Below are 19,149 nucleotides of genomic sequence, written 5' to 3' on the forward strand. Positions count from 1 at the left end.
AATATCAAAATAATTATTGATTAATCTGCAAGCTTGGCTTTAATGGCTATACTACTAGCCGGGCGCAGGGATTACTTGAACAACAGAGATGGCGAAATTTACCGTTTATTTTAAAGACAATGCAATCCATACAGGTGTTTTTGATTCTGGTGTAGTGCATATTGGTCGTGATGAAACCAATGACCTAGTGGTTGATAGTCTTGCCGTCGCGCCCGCGCATGCCGTTGCCGTGATTAAAGACGGCACTTGCGTTCTCAAGCAATTGAACGAAAAATTTCCGCTGTTGGTCAACGATCAGCACACCAAAGAATGGAGTCTGCAAAACAACGACATCATCAATATCGGCAAGCACTATATCGTCTACAACACGACCGATGAATTTTCGGAAAAAGTCCTGGTATCGACGCCAGCCGACTTTGGCGATGCGGACGTGCGAGCCTTAAATGAAAAGCTGGAAGATGCAGTCAAATCTCCCGAAGCCAATTTGCAAGTGTTGAACGGCATGCATATCGGTCGAATTCTGCGCTTGAAGAAAGCCATGACCCGCCTGGGCCACGAAGGTGCAGGGGTTATTGTGATAGCCAGACGCAAGGACGGCTATTTCCTTTCCGCCTTGCAAGGACATGAGGGTCTGGCGATTAACGACGAGCCCCTGGGTGACCGCACCGTACAGTTGCAACGCAACGATGTGATTGTCGTTGATAGTACCTCAATGCAATTTTTCTTGGATTAAGCGTATGACATTTGAAAAAAGCGATGATAAACGCCGTTTTCATAGGATTTTTTACCATACGGGCGCTGTGTTAACCGGTTCGGGTCAAACCTATCCTTGCAAAATTATTGATCTGTCCTTGCGCGGTTGCCTGTTGGATTGTGAGCAGCCCTTAGCCGGTCAGGCCGATACTTTATATAACTTGAAATTCGATTTATCCGAAGAAATCAGTATCAGCATGGAAGTGGCAGCAACCCATGCCGATGCCAACAGGGTGGGTTTTAAATGCGTGCATATCGACATAGACAGCATTTCCAACTTACGCCGATTGGTGGAACTCAACCTGGGCGATAGCGAGTTGCTGGAGCGGGAATTGGCGGCCCTGGGTGATTTGGCTGAACAAGCCGATCATTAATCCGGATGGTTACCTCGATATAGTCAGCTCAATCCTGCCAGCCAAAGTCTAAAACGCATACCCCATTCCGACGTATAGCCTACTGTCGTAAAGACAATCTCGCCGGTGGCGTTAATAAAAAATACAGCCGGCACGCCTCTAATCCCATAGCGTTGACCGAGATTGCCGCTGTTGTCGTTCACAACCGGCCAGTTCAGTTGTTTGTCGTTCAGATAGTTCTGTAAGGTGCCGTCGTCGCCCGAGCGCACCGCTATAGTCACTCCCGGATAATCCCGCAATACATTGCTGACGCTGCCCTGCATACTTCGGCATATCCCGCACCATTCCGCCCAGAAATACAACACAGCCGGCCCTTTACTTATGCGTGGCATAGGGTTTTCGCCGGTCAGCGTGGTTTGCACTATGGGCGGCGGGGTGCCGCTGACCAAATCCTGATGGACTAAAAATTGCCCCGCAAAGATAAACAGTGCCGCAAATATATAAAATCCCAATTTTTTCAAAATTACAGACCTTGCATCACGCTGGCGCCGTGCTGTTTTAGCCAGAGCCGGCGTTGTTTAAAGTCGGGTAGGTGTTTGCCAACCAATTGCCAAAAAGCCGGAGAGTGATTTTTGTGTTTGATGTGGCAAAGTTCGTGGACTACCACGTATTCCAAAACGGCGGCCGGAGCCAGCAGCAGTAGCCAATTCATATTGATGTCGTTTTGCGGACCGCAGCTGCCCCAGCGGCTTTTTTGGGTTTTGATGCGGATGTTGCGCGGAAACAGGGCAAAGCGCGGCGCGTGCAGATCGACCCATTGCTGGACATGCTGCTTAGCCTGGTTTTTCATCCAGCGGATCAACGCTTGCTGGATCAGTGCGGAGTATTGTTCATCGGCAATCCCAACCGGTAATTTCACCCAAAACATCTCGTCGTTCAGCAACTCGATGCGGACCGTTTTGGCTTTGCCGGTGGTGATTTTTAGCGGTAAGCGGCGGCCTTGGTAGGGTATATGCGCGCCATCCCGATACTCGCTTGGTGCTAGCTTGGGGGAGGCGGTTTGCACTCTGCCGGCGACGCGCTTTAGTGCGGCTTCTATCCAGTCTTTTTGGGCTTGTACAAAATCCTGAATGCGCCGTTCGGACACTTTGAGCGGGGCTACCACTTCTATTTTGTCGGCGGTGACCACGATGCGGGTGTTTTTAGCCCGGCTGCTGCGGCGCAGTTTGTAAGATAAGGGGGCGGTTTGCTTGTTCAAAAAGGTGATTCCAACATTCTTAATTTAAGCTCGGTCCACATGCTTAAGCGGTCCGATCCGCCGACATGTTGCCCGGAGCCTTTGCTTTTGGCAAGCCATAAGCCGGTACCGTTGAAGCTGTACACGGGCTGCAAGTCGCTGCGCTGCGTAGCCGGGACTATGCTCGGCTTCAGATTATCCAGCACCAAGGGTACCGCGCGCGGCGAGTCGAAATAGGTTAATACCATGTGCGCCTGATTCAGTGCCAAAGCCTTGACGTAGGTAATCCGCAGTTTACTTTCATCGACGCCCATTTCTACCAAAGTAAAATATTTGGCGATGGAGTAATCTTCGCAATCGCCGGCGCCTTTAGCCAGAAACTCGGTAGGTGCCGCCCAGTAATCGGTTTTTTGCCACAGGATAATATCGTCAACAAACTCGACGTTACCGTTGAAAAAATTATTCACCCGCTCCAATTTCTCTGCTTCAGGCCAGCTCTTGCCGTTCTCGATCAAACTTTGCCAGTCCACAAAACGTTGCTTGGCGGCCGCACCGTATTTTTTTTCGACTCTATCCAGCAGACTCTGATCGATTAACAGGCCGGCTGCCAGCGCAATGCCGAAACACAGGCTGAAGGCGATAATAGCGATTTTGGCAGCGTTGAGTGCGCCCTTGTTAACGGCTGGCACCGACGATTCCTATCGCCTTTAAGCGGCGATAATCCTGATCCGATTGCACGTTTTCCGCCAAGATGGAAATATCCAGCAATGTGGAAATTTCTTGCATGGTTTGCACAAAAGCGTGTTTTTGCGAGGAACTGTCGATGCCGTTGCCGATGTCGCGGGCCAGGCGGATAAAGTCCGGTTTCAGGCGTTTGACCAATTCCGCCGACATGGATTGGGTTTCGAAGCGCTTTATCATCACCCGGGCGCCCCAAGCATGCACGGTTTCGATGAAGGCCTGATAGGCGTCTATATCCTTGACGACGGCATAAGCCGACAAACTGAACACCAGTTTTTTGGCTTCCGCCGGATTTTGTTTGATCAGTTTTTCCAACCAGAGCCGGAAATCGCTGTTTTTGATGGTACGGGTCGATACGTTGACGGCGATGGCGTGCTCGATGTGATTGTGTTGAATATGATCTAGCGCGATGCGTATCACACCTTTATCCAGGTCGACGATTTTGGCGAATTTTTCGGCAATCGAGATGAATGGACCGATGGCCACCAGGCCGCCTTGTTTATCGTGTACCTGAATGAAAGCCTCTTCCATCAACAGTTCGCCGCTACTGAATGCGGCGATCTGGCCAATATACCAAACCGAGTAACCGTCGTTATCGACGCAATCGAAGACCAAGTCCTTCCAGGTGGCAATATCACGCGCAAAATTATCGCCGGTGCGGATGAAATAACTGTTAGTGCCGATCAGATGCGCTTGTTCATAAGCTTCGTGGGCGGCTTCCAATAAAATTTCGGTGGTCAGCAGCGGATTGAAAGCAACCACGCCAATGTGGGCCAAATCGGTTTTTTGGTAACGTTCGCCTAATTCGCTTACTTCGTTGCTCAAGGTTTTCATCAACCCTTCCAATTGTTCCGAATTCCCAAGCTTCAGCACGAGTGCAAATTCGGCGCCGTAGAATCGATAAGCTTTGCCGGCTTGTGCTCCAGCCAGATCGGCGATTTTTCCCAGGATGGCGGCAAACGCTTGTAAGAATTGATCGATCACGTCGCTGTCGCGCTCTTTGACCAGATCGACCAAGCTATCGATTTTAATCAAAACTACAAAAGCATCGGCGTCTTCCAATGCCAAATTCTTCATGTCGGTTTCGAACACGGACTTTTTATACAGCCCGGTCAAGTCATCGCGTAACAGGCTGGCGCCCATTTGATCCAGCTTGCCATGCAACGCTGCTATCGTAGTTTTGATCTTATGCGACATGGTGTTCATTGATGCCGCCACGTTGCGCACTTCGCGGGTCCAGGGCAAGGCTTCGATGCTTTCGAAATGGCCGTCGCTGATCTGCTGAGCCAGTAAATCGATTCTACTTAGCGATGCCAGCGTGACGCGCAATAACAAGGCTAACAAGGCAATGGATAGTAAAAATGCCGCCAGCGAATAATAAAACCCGGATTTGGCTTGTTCATACAGTTTTAAATAGGCATAGCCGGAGTTGACGGTCACGTAGATCACGCCGCTCATGTTCCAGCCCGAGCTGATTTCGCTTTCGGCGGTGGCCGATGTCATGGGCAGCAGTTCGGTAAACCAGTCCGGCACGCCTTCTATGCGTTTGTCGCTGCTGAGGGCTACCAGTTCTTTGTTGTCGGCGTCGACCAGTCTGATCTCCTTGTAATAACCCATATCAAAAATGGCGCTCATCATGGTTTTAATCACCGGGTCGCGGTTATCAACCATGTAAGGGCTAAGCGATAGACCCAGCGAGGTGGCCGTATCTTGGGCGTGGTTTTTTGATTCGCCTTCCAGATAGTCCTTGATGTTGTTGACGCTCAATGCGAAATTGACGCTGAAAATCATCAAAAACAGCGCGGATATCAGGATTAACAATTGCTTGGATAATGACATTTGGCTCAGCTTCCCGTGGCTTCTTGATTGATCATATGCGTCGCGAGTTGTTGTAAGGCGGTACGGATGTTTTCGCGCAGGCGTGGGTCTGTCTCAATTTCATCCAAGGCTTTGTTCATGCATAGCATCCATTGATCGCGCTCCGATTCGCCAATTTGAAACGGAAAGTGTCTGGCGCGCAGCATGGGATGGCCGAATTCTTCGATAAACAAATTGGGGCCGCCCAGCCAGCCGGAGAAGAACTTAAATAATTTGTCTTTGGCGCTTGCCAAGCTGGGGGCATGCATGGCCCGGATGCCCTGGGCTTCCGGCAGAATATCCATGTAAAAGTAGAATCTGTCGACCAGGCTGCGCAACGCATTCTCGCCGCCGATTAACTCGTAGGGGGTGGGGCTCATGTCCTATTTAACCTCGTATGTGCAATTTCTTTAGGTATACTAGCAGACGGTACCGACAATGCCTTGAAACTCCAGGGCCGTTGCGCGGTCATAGCATTACTTGTAACTTTGAGAGGATAACTGATCATGCGTTTAAATACTGCAACTGCTCGTTCGGAAGCCGGCATACTGGCGACCAATAAGGTTTTAAAGAATACTTATTTATTGCTATCGATGACTTTGCTGTTCAGCGCCGCTATGGCTGCGGTAGCCATGACGCTGGATTTGCCGCATCCGGGCTTGATTATCACCATGGTAGGCTATTTCGGCCTGCTGTTTTTAACCACCCGTTTCAGTAACAGTGCTTTGGGCTTGGTGTTTGTGTTTGCATTGACCGGTTTCATGGGGATGACCTTGGGGCCGATTTTAAACATGTATATACATGCGTTCAGCAACGGCCATGAACTGATTTTAACCGCACTGGGCGGTACCGGCGGGATTTTCCTTGGCTTGTCAGGCTATGCCTTGACCACCCGCAAGGATTTTAGTTTTATGGCCGGCTTCCTGATGGTGGGCGTTCTGGTAGCGTTCTTCGCGGGTTTGGCTGCGTTACTGTTCTCGGTACCCGCGCTGTCGTTGGCGGTTTCCGCGATGTTCGTATTGTTGATGTCCGGTATGATTTTGTATCAAACCAGTGAAATCATCCACGGCGGCGAAACCAACTACATTTTAGCTACCGTGTCATTGTACGTGTCCATCTACAACCTGTTCACCAGCTTACTGCAACTGTTGGGCGTATTTGGTGGTAACGACTGATAATTCGGTCAAATACCTTATCACTTTGCGTGCTAGACAAAGCGGGCTGTTAGAGCAACGTTGATAAAGAAAATGCCCCGTCGGGAAACCGGCGGGGCATTTTTTTTGAGTATGGGCTAAAGCTGGGGGGCGAGCGAAGGGCTGGTTTCCGCCTGTTACTTAACCCGTCCGCAAGGATGTATACGGGCCGCTTTAATGTTGTTCGGGGCTATACCAAGCTTCAGCTGCCATTTTGTACATTTCTTGAAAAATGACTTTCAATAATTGAAAAGCTGAAATAGCTATCAGCGCCCCGATAGTGACTCCGGCCATAGCGACAAGTGCAATTTTCATAATGCCTCCTCATTTGATCGAATAAAGTGTGAACAGCGTCTAAAAAAATCCCGCTTCGGGCGCGATTTTCCTATGTTAAACAAGGATTTCAAGTGGTTTTTAAACGACATCTGTCGCGCGATTTTTCAATGTTACGTATCTTCAGAGACTTAACATTGGACCTTAATGTTGTTTGCTAAAAATTTTTTTTCAGAGGCTATGACTCTAGCTGGCGGACGCTGATTTTTGAAAAACGTTTAAGCGGATATTATCGGATCGGACTTATACTCTGGTGCTGCGGTTAATAGACGCAAAAGGGACCTACTCATGCGGTATTTGACTTAAGCAAATAAGCTGGTTAACTACAAAAACGGGGGATAAAACGATGAAAGATAAACTATTGCCAAAAATTGACGAGAACCTGGTGTCCAAAATCGTGGACATTTTTTATGCCGACATGCTCGATGACTATCGTATCAACCGGTATTTTTACTCCAGGCCCATAGAAGAACAAACCAAACCGCTGAAGCAACTTGTTAATGCTTTGCTCAGCGCAGAGCCGGTCAAGCCTAAAAAACTTGCCGAGTTGGCTGATGATTATTTTGCGGCGGCTTTTGCCAGAGGGAACGCCAAGCCCAGTTTGGTCAATAATCGAGACTTTGCGTTTTTGGAGATGTTCGTTACGGGCGATCTAGTCGGTAGCGACGAGAAACCCCATCTGACCCTGCTCTGCCCCGGACATTCCCATTTTTTAAGATTACAGCCCATTGACGATAACTACGATGTGGTGTTGGAACTGTTGCAAAACAGCCTCAATCAATTGCAAGTTCCGCAGGAAACGGCTGAGCAGATCATGGCATTCGCGGCTTCCGGCCGGGACGGTATTCTGGGCAGGGGCCAAGCTATTTATGATGATGGTGAAAAAACGACCGACTTCCGGACGCATGGCTAGTTTTATTGTTTACCCGGTCTTGTTTATTACGCTTATGCCGTTCAGGCTGTGCTCGTCGACGCCGGGGCTTGTGTGGCCTTCAATAGACTAAAGGCATTAAGGCGAACTGTAATTTGTAAGGATAGCGTGAATAGCGTTTAAAACGGGCGCCTAAAAGCTCGTGATTCCCTCATGCAGGAGGTTCTCAAAGCCGATCCGTGCAGAAAATTTTATTCGCAGCGTACCATTTATGTGATTGGCTACCCCTTACCATGCAGGGGCGACGCTCCGCTGGAGATTCTTGCGAAAGAGGTCATATAAAACAGCTTGAGATTGCGTTTAAGCCGTTGTCAGCATTCAATCAGATTCACCGCCAAACCGCCGCGTGAGGTTTCCTTGTATTTGGTTTTCATGTCGGCGCCGGTTTCGCGCATGGTTTTGATTACCTTGTCCAGCGATACAAAATGTTTGCCGTCGCCGCGCAGGGCAATGCGCGCCGCGTTGATTGCTTTTACCGACCCCATCGCGTTACGCTCGATGCAGGGCACCTGCACCAAACCGCCAACAGGGTCGCAGGTCAAGCCCAAGTTATGCTCCATGCCAATTTCGGCGGCATTTTCCACCTGCTCGGGCGTGCCGCCCAATACTTCGGCCAGTGCGCCGGCAGCCATAGAGCAAGCGACCCCGACTTCGCCCTGACAGCCGACTTCGGCGCCGGATAGCGAGGCGTTTTCTTTATACAGAATCGCTATTGCGGCGGCTGTCAACAAGAAGCGAATCACCCCTTCTTCATTCGCACCATCGCAAAAGCGCCAGTAATAATGTAATACCGCCGGGATGATGCCGGCAGCGCCGTTGGTGGGTGCAGTTACGACCCGTCCGCCGGAAGCATTTTCCTCGCTGACGGCAAGTGCAAATAAGTTTACCCATTCCATGGTTCCCACCGGCATGCTGGGAGTTTGCCGAGGAATTTCGCCGCTCAACTGCCGGTAGAGATTGGCCGCTCTGCGCCTGACTTTCATGCCGCCCGGCATAACCCCTTCTTCGTGCAAGCCGCGTTCGACGCAAGCTTGCATTACCTGCCAAATGTTCAATAATTTCTGGCGGATTTCCTCTTCACCCAGCCAGGCTTTTTCATTGCTCAGCATCAAATCGCTGATTGATTTGTTATGTGTCGCGCACAGTTTTAGTATCGCTGCACCAGTTTTGAAAGGATAGGGTAGGCAGGTGTCGTCATTGCTCAGCCTGTCCGCAGCAGCCGCAGCGTCGGTCACGACAAATCCGCCGCCTACCGAATAGTAATCGCTTTGCAGCAGTTCGGAGCCGTTTGCGCCGAATACACTAAAGCGCATGCCGTTGGAGTGATAAGGAAGTACTTTACGTTGAAACAGTAAATCGGCTTTCTCGTTGAACGCTACCGGGTAACGCTGCAATAGCCTAACTGCTCCGGATTCGCGGATTGCGGATAGCCGTTGTGTAATGATGGCGGGGTCAATCAAATCGGGTGCTTCGCCTTCCAGGCCAAGTAATACCGCTTTGTCGGTGCCATGGCCTTTACCTGTCGCACCAAGCGAACCGAATAATTCGATGCGCAGGCGTTGTACCTCATCAATAAAACCTCGCTGTTCCAGATTATTGACAAACGTCATTGCTGCCCGCATCGGCCCCACAGTATGAGAACTGGAAGGTCCGATGCCGATTTTAAAAATATCGAAGACGCTGATAGCCATAATTGTCGCCTAAATAGTGCTGAGGTAAGGGTGTCGGGAATAAAGGAGCTATGCCCCCTTCAGTTGAAAAGCAATTAATGTGCCTCCGCTGTGAGATTATAAACAGCATCTCGAATCGAATGGGCAGGGGCATTCCAAGCTAGACTTATCGGTAAAGGTTGTGAGCGAAAACAAATTGGCTGTCGGTTTTTCCGGCGCACTTTGCGTTCGAGCTGCGAATGTCTTTCTTTTAAACCAATGGAATTAGGCCGTGAAAATACTATTTTTAATGGGCTTTAGCATATTCGCATTTTTACCGGTTTGTCAGGCGTTGGCCGAACCCATGAAATGTGTGGTCGATGGAAAAACCTTGTATACCGACGATCAGGCGCGGTGTGCTAAAGGAGACATCAAACCTATTAATGGCAGCGTAATAATTTCATCTTCTCCAACGAGCGTGCCGCGTGCCAATAATATTGCCAAGCCAGCGTTTGACGTGCCGTCCGGCCTTAATGGCATTCTTCAGCAATTTGGTATCACGGAAAAGGAGCTGGAGAATGGGTGGCAAACCGTGATGGAAGCCCATAAGCGCGGATCATGGAAGGCGCCTGAATTGCCGGAGGATGACAAATAGCTTGTTCTTCGACGCAGCTAAAAAGCGGCGCAGGTGTGTGAGGTACGCGCCAGGGCATAAAAAACCCCGCGAAGCCGATGACTTGCGGGGCTTTGGGATAGTGCGGGCCCGTTAAGAACGGGCTTAACTATTTATAGGCTGTAGTACATATCCAGCTCAACAGGGTGAGTGCTCATACGCAGACGAGTCACATCTTCTTGTTTCAATGCGATGTAGCCATCGATTACGTCGTCGGTGAATACGCCGCCACGAGTCAAGAATTCGCGGTCCGCATCCAGAGCTGCCAAGGCTTCGTCCAAAGAGAACGCCACTTGTGGAATCGCTTTTTCTTCTTCTGGCGGCAAGTCGTACAAGTCTTTATCCATCGCTTCACCTGGGTGAATTTTGTTTTGGATACCGTCAAGACCGGCCATCAACATGGCAGAAAACGCCAAGTATGGGTTAGCAGTGGAGTCTGGGAAACGTACTTCGATACGGCGGCCTTTAGGGTTAGTGACGTAAGGAATACGGATAGACGCAGAGCGGTTACGTGCTGAGTAAGCCAGCATCACAGGCGCTTCAAAACCAGGAACCAGGCGTTTGTAGCTGTTGGTTGAAGGGTTGGTAATTGCGTTCAATGCCTTGGCGTGTTTGATGATGCCGCCAATGTAGTACAGCGCGGTTTCTGACAAACCGCCATACAGGTTGCCGGTGAACAGGTTGACGCCGCCTTTAGCCAAAGATTGGTGAACGTGCATGCCGCTGCCGTTGTCGCCAACCAGTGGTTTAGGCATGAAGGTTGCGGTTTTGCCGTAAGCGTGCGCGATGTTGGCAATCACGTATTTCAAGCCCAGTACTTCGTCGGCTTTTTTAACCAAAGTATTGAATTTAACACCGATTTCGCACTGACCGGCAGTTGCCACTTCGTGGTGGTGTACTTCAACGGTTTGGCCGATTTCTTCCAGAACCAGGCACATTGCAGAGCGCATGTCTTGGAATGAATCGACTGGCGGTACGGGGAAGTAACCACCTTTAACGCCTGGACGGTGACCGATGTTGCCGTTTTCGTAAACTTTTTCTGAGTTCCAGCCGGCTTCTTCTGAGTCGATTTGGTAGGAGCAGCCACCCATGCTGGTGTTCCAGCGGACGTCGTCAAAAATGAAGAATTCGTTTTCAGGACCGAAGAACGCGGTGTCGGCGATACCGGTAGATTGCAAATAGGCTTCAGCGCGTTTGGCGATAGAGCGTGGGTCACGAGCGTAACCTTGCATGTCTTTCGGTTCGATAATATCGCAACGCAAGATCAGGGTTTTGTCGTCGAAGAAAGGATCGATAACCGCGGTGCTGGGGTCCGGCATCAGAATCATGTCCGATTCGTTGATGTGTTTCCAGCCGGCGATGGACGAACCGTCAAACATGTTACCTTCTTCAAAGGTGTCTTCGTCGATGGTGTGCGCTGGGAAAGTAACGTGTTGTTCTTTACCGCGAGTGTCGCAGAAGCGGAAGTCGACAAATTTAACGTCGTTTTCTTGAATTAATTTCAGAACGTGATCAACAGACATTAGTGAGGGTCTCCGTAGGTTGTAGTTGTTTTGGTTGAGAAGCTTAAACGATTTAACAATATCATCAAACGTAGTAAAGAGCTATAACAAACAGAGCCTCCAAAGGGCTTTCAACGCAATGGAGGCGTACAGCTTTATAACGATGATTTACTTAGGCTACCAACTTAGAAAGTGATGACTACGTCCGCAGTAACCAAGAATTGGTTGTGGCGTGTACCGTTGTCGAACGCTTTAGCATTATCGGTAAAGTCGTAACGCAAGTTTGGACGCAAGTTCAACCATTTTGCCGGTTTGTAGCTCAAGCCGGCTGTAACGGCGTAATATCCGCTGGCTTCTTGAAACGGGACATAGTTAGCGCCGTAGTTGCTGCCACAAGCGAAGTTGTCGCCGACTGTGCCTGCCGCAGCATAGCAACGGCCAGGGCCGAGTACACGGATGCCGTTATGATCACGGAACCATTCTGCGCGCAGACCGGCTGAGACTTTGTCGTTGACGTCATAAATCAAATATTGGTTGACGCCATACCATTCGGCGTCTTCCCTGCCGTCTGGAAGCCCTGCAAGGCTTGCGTTCCCGGTCCAGATATTATTGGCAAAACCGTGATCGTGTTGAATGATGTAATGCAACTTGTCGGTGAAATTGTGCTTGCCGACGATGCTGTACATGGCCCATGTGTCTTTGCTGTTTTCGGAGCGTTCGCCAGCCGTTGATGTAATAGCCAGAGATGTGCCGGCGTCGTCGCTTGTCCAGGTTACCCCGCCCAACCAAGCCCAGTTGCCCAGGTCTCTGTCCCAGTTGCCGTCCCAGCCGCCCGAGTTGCTTCCGGTAACTGCACCGCCCATTACTGTCCAATTCGGATTGAATGCGTAGGTTGCGAGTATGCCAGTATGGGTAAATGGTTCGCCATATTGCATAGTGTAGGGTTTGGTGATGAAGAAGTTATCGGGAGCGGTAACTACTTCGTAACCGATTGGAGTATAAAAGTGTCCGGCTTTGACTGTGATACCATTACCGAATGGGAGGTTAAACTCGGCGTATGCTTGTGGTAATGCCAAGCCGTAGAAGCGTTCCCCGTGTCCGCTCAAATTCAGATCCCAGTTGCCACGGTCACTGTCCGCTAGGGTGCCGGGGTCGAATCCGAATGAACCGTAAGCTTGTGTAAACGCGGCATCGGTACCGTACATCACATCGACGCGACCGCCGATGTCGAAAGAGTCGCCGTTCACATTGATAGCTTTTTGCAAATACAGATACAACTGGTTGAGTTGCAATTCACCGCTACGGTCGTTGAATGTCACTGGGCCGTTAAAACCGTCACCGTTGCTATTCATGTTGGCGCCGACACTACTGTTCAGCCAGCCGCCAACCTTCAGATTGTGATCGGTCATGAATTTAGATGTGTTCGGATCAATGCCAGCTGCACCCAGTAGTCCGGATGCTTCTGTCCAGCTGTCCGCGCTAGCGGAGGCACTGCAAATCACCATTAATCCGGCTAAGCAAGCGCGGCTGTGTGATTTTGTTAACGTTGTGTTGTTTCTCATGGTGGTTATCCCCTTGGTTCAGTGACTACTGAAGATTCTGTAGCAGTTTTTAGGCCATATTCGATTTATTAAAAATCAATAAGATAGGCGGCATATGTAGACTAGTTCATGATTCGCAATGGTGCAAATTCTTTTTGTTGCACCAAAGTAATGCAGTGTTGCTATGTTGCGACAACGCCCCGTTTATTCTTAAAGCAAACCACTGAAACTGGCAGATCAAGGCCTGTAGGGTGGTATTGAGTTGCAATGGTGCAATCCAAAAAGCGTTGCACTGATTTGGTGCGATTCTGTTGTTCTTTTAATGGATGTGTTTAATAAAGCTTTAAAAATCATGGGAATAAATAGTGGCATGCATCATGCTTTGCTTGTTTCGGGAATTTATTAACTCAAGCAAAGAGGTGTTGAACTATGAAACTGATAACAGCGGTGGTTAAGCCGTTTAAGCTAGACGACGTGCGTGAGGCGTTGTCGGATATCGGTGTATCTGGCGTGACGGTTACTGAAGTAAAAGGCTTTGGTCGGCAAAAGGGCCATACGGAACTGTATCGTGGTGCCGAATATGTGGTGGATTTTTTACCCAAAGCAAAAATCGAGGTAGCGGTTGCGGATGCTTTGCTTGAGCAAGCCGTCGAAGCGATTGTGAAAGTAGCCAATACCGGAAAGATCGGCGATGGCAAAATTTTTGTAACCGATCTGGAGCAGGTGGTTCGGATTAGAACCGGCGAATCCGGCGAAGAAGCTCTTTAATATGAAGATGGGGAAACCAACAATGAAATATTTAACAGGCATGGCGCTGTTCGCGCTGTTTGGACTCTCGGGCATGGCGTTTGCGGAAGAAGTGGCGGCACCGGCCGTACAAGCCACCGTTAACAAAGGCGATACCGCCTGGATGATAGTTGCCACCGTACTGGTTGCGTTAATGGTAATACCTGGCTTGGCCTTGTTCTACGGTGGTATGGTGCGTGCTAAAAACATGCTGTCTATCTTGATGCAGGTCTTTGTGATCTTTTCGTTGACGGCGATTATGTGGGCGACGTTCGGCTACAGCGTCGCGTTTACCGAGGGTAACGCTTTCTTCGGCGGTTTCAGCAAGGCATTTTTGAAGGGTATTACCCCGGATTCGATGGCGGCCACTTTCAGCAAAGGGGCTTATGTACCTGAATTTATTTATGTAGCGTTCCAGCTGACTTTCTCGGCCATCACGCCCGCGTTGATCATCGGCGCATTTGCCGAGCGGGTTAAATTTTCAGCGGTGCTGTTGTTTACCGTGATCTGGTTTAGTTTCTGCTACTTACCGATGGCGCATATGGTTTGGTACTGGGCAGGCCCTGATGCCTATACCGATGCGGCCGCTGCGGAAACTGCCGGTGCGACTGCGGGCTTTTTATTCCAAAAAGGCGCCTTGGATTTTGCCGGCGGCACGGTGGTACATATCAACGCAGGTATCGCCGGCTTGGTCGGTTGTTTAATGATAGGCAAGCGTATTGGTTATGGTAAAGAATTTATCGCGCCGCACAGCGTGACGATGAACATGATAGGCGCATCCTTGTTATGGATAGGCTGGTTTGGCTTTAATGCAGGTTCCAACCTGGAAGCCAACGGTCTGGCAGCATTGGTTTTCGTTAACACATTGTTGGCGGCGGCCGCGGCAACTCTGGCCTGGATGGGCGCGGAATGGGCTGTGCGTGGTAAACCCAGCATGTTGGGCGCTACGTCAGGTGCGGTGGCCGGGTTAGTTGCGATTACGCCTGCTTGCGGCTGGTCAGGCCCGATGGGAGCTATCGGTTTGGGCTTAGTAGTCGGTGCAGTATGCTTCTGGTCGGTAACCTTTTTGAAACACGCGATGAGTTACGACGATTCGCTGGATGCGTTTGGTGTGCACGGGGTGGGCGGTATTATCGGCGCCTTGGGTACTGCTGTGGTTGCCAGCCCTGATTTGGGTGGTACCGGCGTCTGGGATTACGTCACCAACGCAACCTTGCCTGACTACAGCGTGCTTACCCAGCTTGCCAGCCAAGCTTGGGGTGTAGGCATCGCCATCGTTTGGTCCGGCGTGGTGTCCTTCATTGCCTTCAAAATTGCCGATGTGGCTCTTGGTCTGCGGGTTAGCGAAGCGACCGAGCGCGAAGGTCTGGATGTCACCGAGCATGGCGAAACCGCTTATCACGTTTAGGGTTGAAAGCTGCGGTTAACGCGAAAAGAAACGGGTGGTCGGCGATGGCTGCCCGTTTTTGTTATCATGAAGCACTACTTTGGTGCTTTTGCTCGGGTAAATTGTAGGTTCTACCGGAATTATTTATTATGGTGGCAACAGTGACGAAACAGCTTTTTAATCATTCGAATTTGGGGATAGCATGAAATTAATTACAGCGATTATCAAACCATTCAAGCTGGACGACGTCAGGGAAGCCTTGTCCGAGATCGGGGTGGCGGGTGTAACGGCAACCGAAGTAAAAGGCTTTGGCAGGCAAAAAGGTCATACCGAGTTATATCGCGGCGCTGAGTACGTGGTGGATTTTCTGCCTAAGGTCAAGCTGGAAATTGCAGTTGCGGAACACGTTGTCGACCAAGCCGTGGAAACCATCGTCAAAGCCGCAAACACCGGCAAAATTGGCGACGGTAAAATTTTTGTGACCAACCTGGAACAGATTATCCGTATCAGAACCGGCGAGACCGGAGAAGACGCTATCTAAGTCTTCGACAAAAAATAAAAAGCAGTAGAACATCAAAAATCGCCCTGGTCTGCGCGAAATTCGCAGACCAGGGCGATTTTGTTGTTTATAGACAGCTTAAAAATAACAACACACCATCATCTAGTGAAAGACAATGACAACAATAAAAAGAACGCTGATGCTAATGGCATACAGCTTGATGTTGCCGCAGCAGGCTTGGGCCGAAGGCATTAACCAAGCCAACACCGCTTGGGTTTTAACCTCCACCGCGCTGGTTTTATTCATGACCATTCCTGGCTTGTCGCTGTTTTATGGCGGTTTGGTCAGAAGCAAGAACGTGCTGTCGGTATTGATGCAATGTTTTGCGATTACCTGTCTGGTATCGCTACTGTGGCTGGCCGGTGTATACAGCTTCGTATTTGCCGATGGCGGCAGTTGGCAGCCGTTTTTGGGGAGCGGCAGCAAGATCTTTCTGCCGGACATGAACACGCAAACTTTGATCGGCGATATTCCGGAAACCGTGTTTTTCATGTTTCAAATGACTTTTGCGATTATTACCCCGGCCTTGATCGTTGGCGCGTTTGCCGAACGGATGAAGTTTTCAGCCATGCTGTGGTTTAGCGGACTTTGGCTGATTGTGGTGTATATGCCGATTTGCCATTGGATATGGGGCAACGGCTGGCTGGCGGCGATGGGTGCGAAGGATTTTGCCGGTGGGATTGTGATTCACGTCAACGCCGGGGTGGCATCTCTGGTGGCGGCATTAGTGTTGGGGCGCCGTAAAGGCTTTCCCACGGTGGCGATGCCGCCGCACAATATGACCATGGTGGTGACAGGTGCCGGGATGCTCTGGTTCGGCTGGTTCGGCTTCAACGGTGGTAGCGCGTTAAAAGCCGACGGCAGTGCCGGGATGGCGATTGCCGTGACGCATATCGCCGCGGCCGCCGGTGCTCTAACCTGGATGACCATTGAATGGCTGCGTTTTAGTAAGCCCAGTGTTTTAGGTATCGTCACCGGGATGGTCGCCGGCTTGGGCACCATTACGCCGGCCTCTGGCTTTGTCGGGCCCATGGGTGGTTTGGTTATCGGTATTGTGGCTGGCGCCGTGTGTTTTTACGCCACGCAATTTGTCAAACGCCGTTTAAAAATCGACGATTCCTTGGACGTGTTTCCGGTGCACGGGGTCGGCGGCTGCGTCGGTTCGATTTTAACCGGCGTGTTTGCTGCTGAAAGTTTCGGCGGCTTGGGACTGAACGGCGTGACCATCGCCGAGCAAGTCGGCGTGCAAACGCTTGCGGTTTTAGTGACGGCGGCCTGGAGCGCTTTATTCAGCTATGTTTTATTGAAACTCATCGGCGTGTTCATCGGTTTGCGCGTCAGCGAAGACGAAGAGCAGCAAGGTCTGGATATTGTGTTGCACGAAGAAACCGGCTATCACAATCTGTAACCATTAGCGGTTAGAATCTACGCTTTTCATAGCGGGCAGGGCGATCGCCGCCTTGCCCGCATCCCTACAAAATCAGGAAAATCATGCCCATCACTCTTGAAGCTTTAGAAACCATCGTCCGCGCGGCCGGCGATGTGGCGATGCGATATTTCAACGATCTGGACTCTCTGGCGATTAACAAAAAAAGCGCTCGCGACTTGGTCACCGATGCCGATGTCGCAGTGGAAAATTATCTGAAACAAGCGCTCAGCGAGCATTGTCCGGAGTACGGTTTTTGGGGGGAGGAAAGCGGCCAAACCGCCAACCAAACCAGCCGCTGGATCGTCGATCCGATCGATGGCACTCATTCATTTTCGAAAGGCCAATATTTTTGGGGCGTCAGCGTAGCCTTGGAAATCGACGGTGAATTGATGATGGGCGCGGTTTACGGCCCGGCCTTGGACGATTATTACTGCGCGGAAAAAGGCAAGGGCGCCTGGAAAAACGGCAAGCCTATCCGGGTCTCGGATGAAACCAATCTGGCCAGCAGCATGGTATCTACAGGTTTTGCCTGCCTGCGCCAGTATTTGGAAGATAACAACCTGCCGCGTTTCAACCGTATCGCCCAGGCTACCACCGGCCAACGGCGCTTGGGTTCGGCGGCATTGGATTTATGCACGGTTGCGGATGGCCAGGTCGATGCTTTTTGGGAGCAGGAGTTGAATCTTTACGACATCGCGGCGGGTGTGTTGATCGCCAAAGAGGCGGGCGCGACGGTCACCGATTTTAAAGGTAATCCCGGCGTGTTTCCCAAGCAGGTTTTTGTAACAAACGGCAAGATTCTCGATCAGTTGCTGCCGTTGATGTAAGCGTTTTTCATCAACATCTCGCAACGCTTGGCAACATCGATAGCTTGCTGGGCGGGCGAGAAATCGGCGTACTTTTCCGCAAACTGCTGGGCGGCCTGCGTGTGTTTCGAATGACGCAATAACTCAGTTAGGGCTGCCTTGTAGTTAGGGTTTTTGCTTTCCGCCGTGATGTAAGTGCCCGCGCCCAGAGCGGCGAGGTTTTGAGCGCTGATCAGTTGTTCCAGCTGAAATGGCAATGCCAGCAAGGGTTTGCCGGACAGTAAAAATGCCGACAATGTCGCCATACCGCCATGGCAAATAGCCAAATCGCATTGTTTGGCAGCAGCCGAGATGATTACCGGCTGCGGAGTAATGTGTAGATTGGCGCTGCTGTTTTTTTCTATAAATACAGGTGTTGTGCCGGGTATGTGCGCCAATATCGACCAAGGTGACGCGCGCAACTGTTTTAGCAACACTTCCAGGCCGGGATATTCCGGGTGCAAATAGACGAATATTTTTTCGGCTCCGACGCTCGGCCAGATCGGCCCCGTGCCGTCCGTCTGCAAAATGGTCGGCCCCCAATAATTTGCGTTACGGTATTGCCGATAATGGTCCAGCTCCGGAAACGTGCAGATAAAATCTTCCGTAAACTCTAACAAGTCCGCCAAAATCCTTAATGGTGGTGTATTCAAACGCTCTAAAACCGAGTTAGTCGTGTTTAACACTTGGCTTTCGATAATGTTTAAGGCCTTATCGCTAACGCGCAACCAGGGGCGAATATTGGGCATCGGACTGATGCGCGGCGGCGAAAAAAAGCCGGTGCCGAACCCCGCTCGAGGCGTGTCAAATTTGCGGGCAGCCAGTAACGCGGTCGGTGCGTGGTCGCATACGATCAAGTCAGGACTTACATGGCGATAAAGGGATTGCCAGGCTTTTGCTCGGGTTAGCAGAGCAGTTTCATCGGTAAAGCCGGCGTTTTGTAGAATTCCCGGATAACTGGAGGCTGGCGCTTGCGGACGACTGTCAGGCCAGCGTATCGGGGCTTGTAGGTAACAAAAATGATCGGCAGCTAACCAAGTGTCGGCGTATTCCAAATCTTTAAGCGCGAATATAACCTCGTGCCCGAGACTTTTAAGTTGTCGGGCTATGGGCAGAAATGCGGCAGTGTGACCGTAGCCGGCCCCTAATTCCCAGCAATACAGGACTCTAGCCATGGCAGTGGATTTGCTTTACAAAAGGTTGAAGTTGGAGTTTGTCTACAGCGTTTAGCAATAACTTTTGTTGAAACAACTGGTTTAAGAATTTATGCGCTAGCATTTATCTATGTTCATGATGGCAGTCAATAATAGAATTCAGACTGTTTGCTAATGATTTGGAATCATCGATAGTATTCAGTGCCATAATTAGCATACAAGGTTT

At 50.4% G+C, this 19,149-nt stretch carries 20 protein-coding genes; 10 read left to right on the plus strand and 10 right to left on the minus strand.

The features are described from left to right. Positions 1-88: 88 nt before the first annotated feature. Positions 89-733, plus strand: a complete 645-nt coding sequence (locus CWO84_RS21585; protein ID WP_033155385.1) for an FHA domain-containing protein — start codon at positions 89-91, stop codon at positions 731-733. A 4-nt stretch (positions 734-737) separates the two neighbouring features. Continuing rightward, positions 738-1,127: a PilZ domain-containing protein gene (locus CWO84_RS21590; protein WP_033155384.1), complete on the plus strand. Its 390-nt coding sequence runs from the start codon at positions 738-740 to the stop codon at positions 1,125-1,127. Between the two features lie 23 nt (positions 1,128-1,150). Here CWO84_RS21590 and CWO84_RS21595 read toward each other — a convergent pair whose 3' ends face one another. The 5 genes from CWO84_RS21595 to CWO84_RS21615 are packed head-to-tail and all read right to left on the minus strand — an operon-like array spanning position 1,151 to position 5,321. Next, positions 1,151-1,627 (minus strand): protein disulfide oxidoreductase, encoded by a 477-nt coding sequence (locus tag CWO84_RS21595; protein WP_225892876.1) that lies wholly within the window; start codon positions 1,625-1,627, stop codon positions 1,151-1,153. Positions 1,628-1,629: 2 nt separating this feature from the next. Then, positions 1,630-2,364, minus strand: coding sequence for a SprT family zinc-dependent metalloprotease (locus CWO84_RS21600; protein ID WP_033155382.1), 735 nt, complete (start codon positions 2,362-2,364; stop codon positions 1,630-1,632). Continuing rightward, positions 2,361-3,032: a transglutaminase-like cysteine peptidase gene (locus CWO84_RS21605; RefSeq protein ID WP_033155381.1), complete on the minus strand. Its 672-nt coding sequence runs from the start codon at positions 3,030-3,032 to the stop codon at positions 2,361-2,363. Before CWO84_RS21605 ends, CWO84_RS21600 begins: the two co-directional genes overlap by 4 nt. Beyond that, positions 3,019-4,923, minus strand: coding sequence for a LapD/MoxY N-terminal periplasmic domain-containing protein (locus CWO84_RS21610; RefSeq protein ID WP_101055163.1), 1,905 nt, complete (start codon positions 4,921-4,923; stop codon positions 3,019-3,021). Before CWO84_RS21610 ends, CWO84_RS21605 begins: the two co-directional genes overlap by 14 nt. A 5-nt stretch (positions 4,924-4,928) precedes the next feature. Continuing rightward, positions 4,929-5,321 carry a group II truncated hemoglobin gene (locus tag CWO84_RS21615; protein ID WP_033155379.1) on the minus strand — a complete coding sequence of 131 codons (393 nt, stop codon included), beginning with the start codon at positions 5,319-5,321 and terminating at the stop codon, positions 4,929-4,931. Positions 5,322-5,447: 126 nt separating this feature from the next. Here CWO84_RS21615 and CWO84_RS21620 point away from each other — a divergent pair, with 126 nt between their 5' ends. Next, positions 5,448-6,116 (plus strand): Bax inhibitor-1/YccA family protein, encoded by a 669-nt coding sequence (locus CWO84_RS21620; protein WP_205800441.1) that lies wholly within the window; start codon positions 5,448-5,450, stop codon positions 6,114-6,116. A gap of 192 nt (positions 6,117-6,308) precedes the next feature. Here the strand turns inward: CWO84_RS21620 and CWO84_RS24560 are convergent, their stop codons facing one another. Then, entirely contained in the window at positions 6,309-6,449 is a 141-nt protein-coding gene (locus CWO84_RS24560; RefSeq protein WP_155931185.1) for a hypothetical protein, read from the minus strand. A 364-nt stretch (positions 6,450-6,813) separates the two neighbouring features. On the opposite strand from CWO84_RS24560, the gene CWO84_RS21625 reads away from it, so the two are divergent. Then, positions 6,814-7,380, plus strand: a complete 567-nt coding sequence (locus CWO84_RS21625) for a hypothetical protein (protein ID WP_033155377.1) — start codon at positions 6,814-6,816, stop codon at positions 7,378-7,380. A 329-nt stretch (positions 7,381-7,709) separates the two neighbouring features. Here CWO84_RS21625 and CWO84_RS21630 read toward each other — a convergent pair whose 3' ends face one another. Continuing rightward, the gene (locus CWO84_RS21630) at positions 7,710-9,089 is read right to left on the minus strand and encodes an L-serine ammonia-lyase (RefSeq protein ID WP_033155376.1); all 1,380 of its coding nucleotides are present in this window, start codon (positions 9,087-9,089) and stop codon (positions 7,710-7,712) included. Positions 9,090-9,339: 250 nt separating this feature from the next. On the opposite strand from CWO84_RS21630, the gene CWO84_RS21635 reads away from it, so the two are divergent. Then, on the plus strand, positions 9,340-9,702 hold the full coding sequence (locus tag CWO84_RS21635) for a hypothetical protein (RefSeq protein WP_129871426.1): 363 nt from the start codon (positions 9,340-9,342) through the stop codon (positions 9,700-9,702). A gap of 131 nt (positions 9,703-9,833) precedes the next feature. Here the strand turns inward: CWO84_RS21635 and glnA are convergent, their stop codons facing one another. Further along, positions 9,834-11,243, minus strand: a complete 1,410-nt coding sequence (glnA, locus tag CWO84_RS21640) for a glutamate--ammonia ligase (protein WP_020485489.1) — start codon at positions 11,241-11,243, stop codon at positions 9,834-9,836. 164 nt (positions 11,244-11,407) lie between these two features. Beyond that, positions 11,408-12,784, minus strand: coding sequence for a porin (locus tag CWO84_RS21645; protein WP_240618118.1), 1,377 nt, complete (start codon positions 12,782-12,784; stop codon positions 11,408-11,410). 408 nt (positions 12,785-13,192) lie between these two features. Here CWO84_RS21645 and CWO84_RS21650 point away from each other — a divergent pair, with 408 nt between their 5' ends. The 5 genes from CWO84_RS21650 (at position 13,193) to CWO84_RS21670 (ending at position 17,751) form a co-directional block, all read left to right on the plus strand. Then, a complete protein-coding gene (locus tag CWO84_RS21650) occupies positions 13,193-13,531 on the plus strand; it encodes a P-II family nitrogen regulator (protein WP_020485491.1) in 339 nt (112 codons plus the stop codon). A 73-nt stretch (positions 13,532-13,604) separates the two neighbouring features. Next, complete coding sequence (gene amt / locus CWO84_RS21655) at positions 13,605-14,957, plus strand: ammonium transporter (RefSeq protein ID WP_225587861.1); 1,353 nt, start codon at positions 13,605-13,607, stop codon at positions 14,955-14,957. Between the two features lie 181 nt (positions 14,958-15,138). After that, positions 15,139-15,477 (plus strand): P-II family nitrogen regulator, encoded by a 339-nt coding sequence (locus CWO84_RS21660; RefSeq protein ID WP_020485493.1) that lies wholly within the window; start codon positions 15,139-15,141, stop codon positions 15,475-15,477. A gap of 157 nt (positions 15,478-15,634) precedes the next feature. After that, a complete protein-coding gene (locus CWO84_RS21665) occupies positions 15,635-16,903 on the plus strand; it encodes an ammonium transporter (RefSeq protein WP_101055171.1) in 1,269 nt (422 codons plus the stop codon). A gap of 83 nt (positions 16,904-16,986) precedes the next feature. Next, on the plus strand, positions 16,987-17,751 hold the full coding sequence (locus CWO84_RS21670; RefSeq protein WP_101055173.1) for an inositol monophosphatase family protein: 765 nt from the start codon (positions 16,987-16,989) through the stop codon (positions 17,749-17,751). Here the strand turns inward: CWO84_RS21670 and CWO84_RS21675 are convergent. Further along, positions 17,730-18,944 carry a nucleotide disphospho-sugar-binding domain-containing protein gene (locus CWO84_RS21675; RefSeq protein ID WP_101055175.1) on the minus strand — a complete coding sequence of 405 codons (1,215 nt, stop codon included), beginning with the start codon at positions 18,942-18,944 and terminating at the stop codon, positions 17,730-17,732. The genes CWO84_RS21670 and CWO84_RS21675 overlap by 22 nt on opposite strands. Between the last annotated feature and the right edge of the window lie 205 nt (positions 18,945-19,149).

It is taken from the genome of Methylomonas sp. Kb3 (genome assembly GCF_002834115.1).
In the GTDB taxonomy this organism is placed as follows: Bacteria; Pseudomonadota; Gammaproteobacteria; order Methylococcales; family Methylomonadaceae; genus Methylomonas; species Methylomonas defluvii.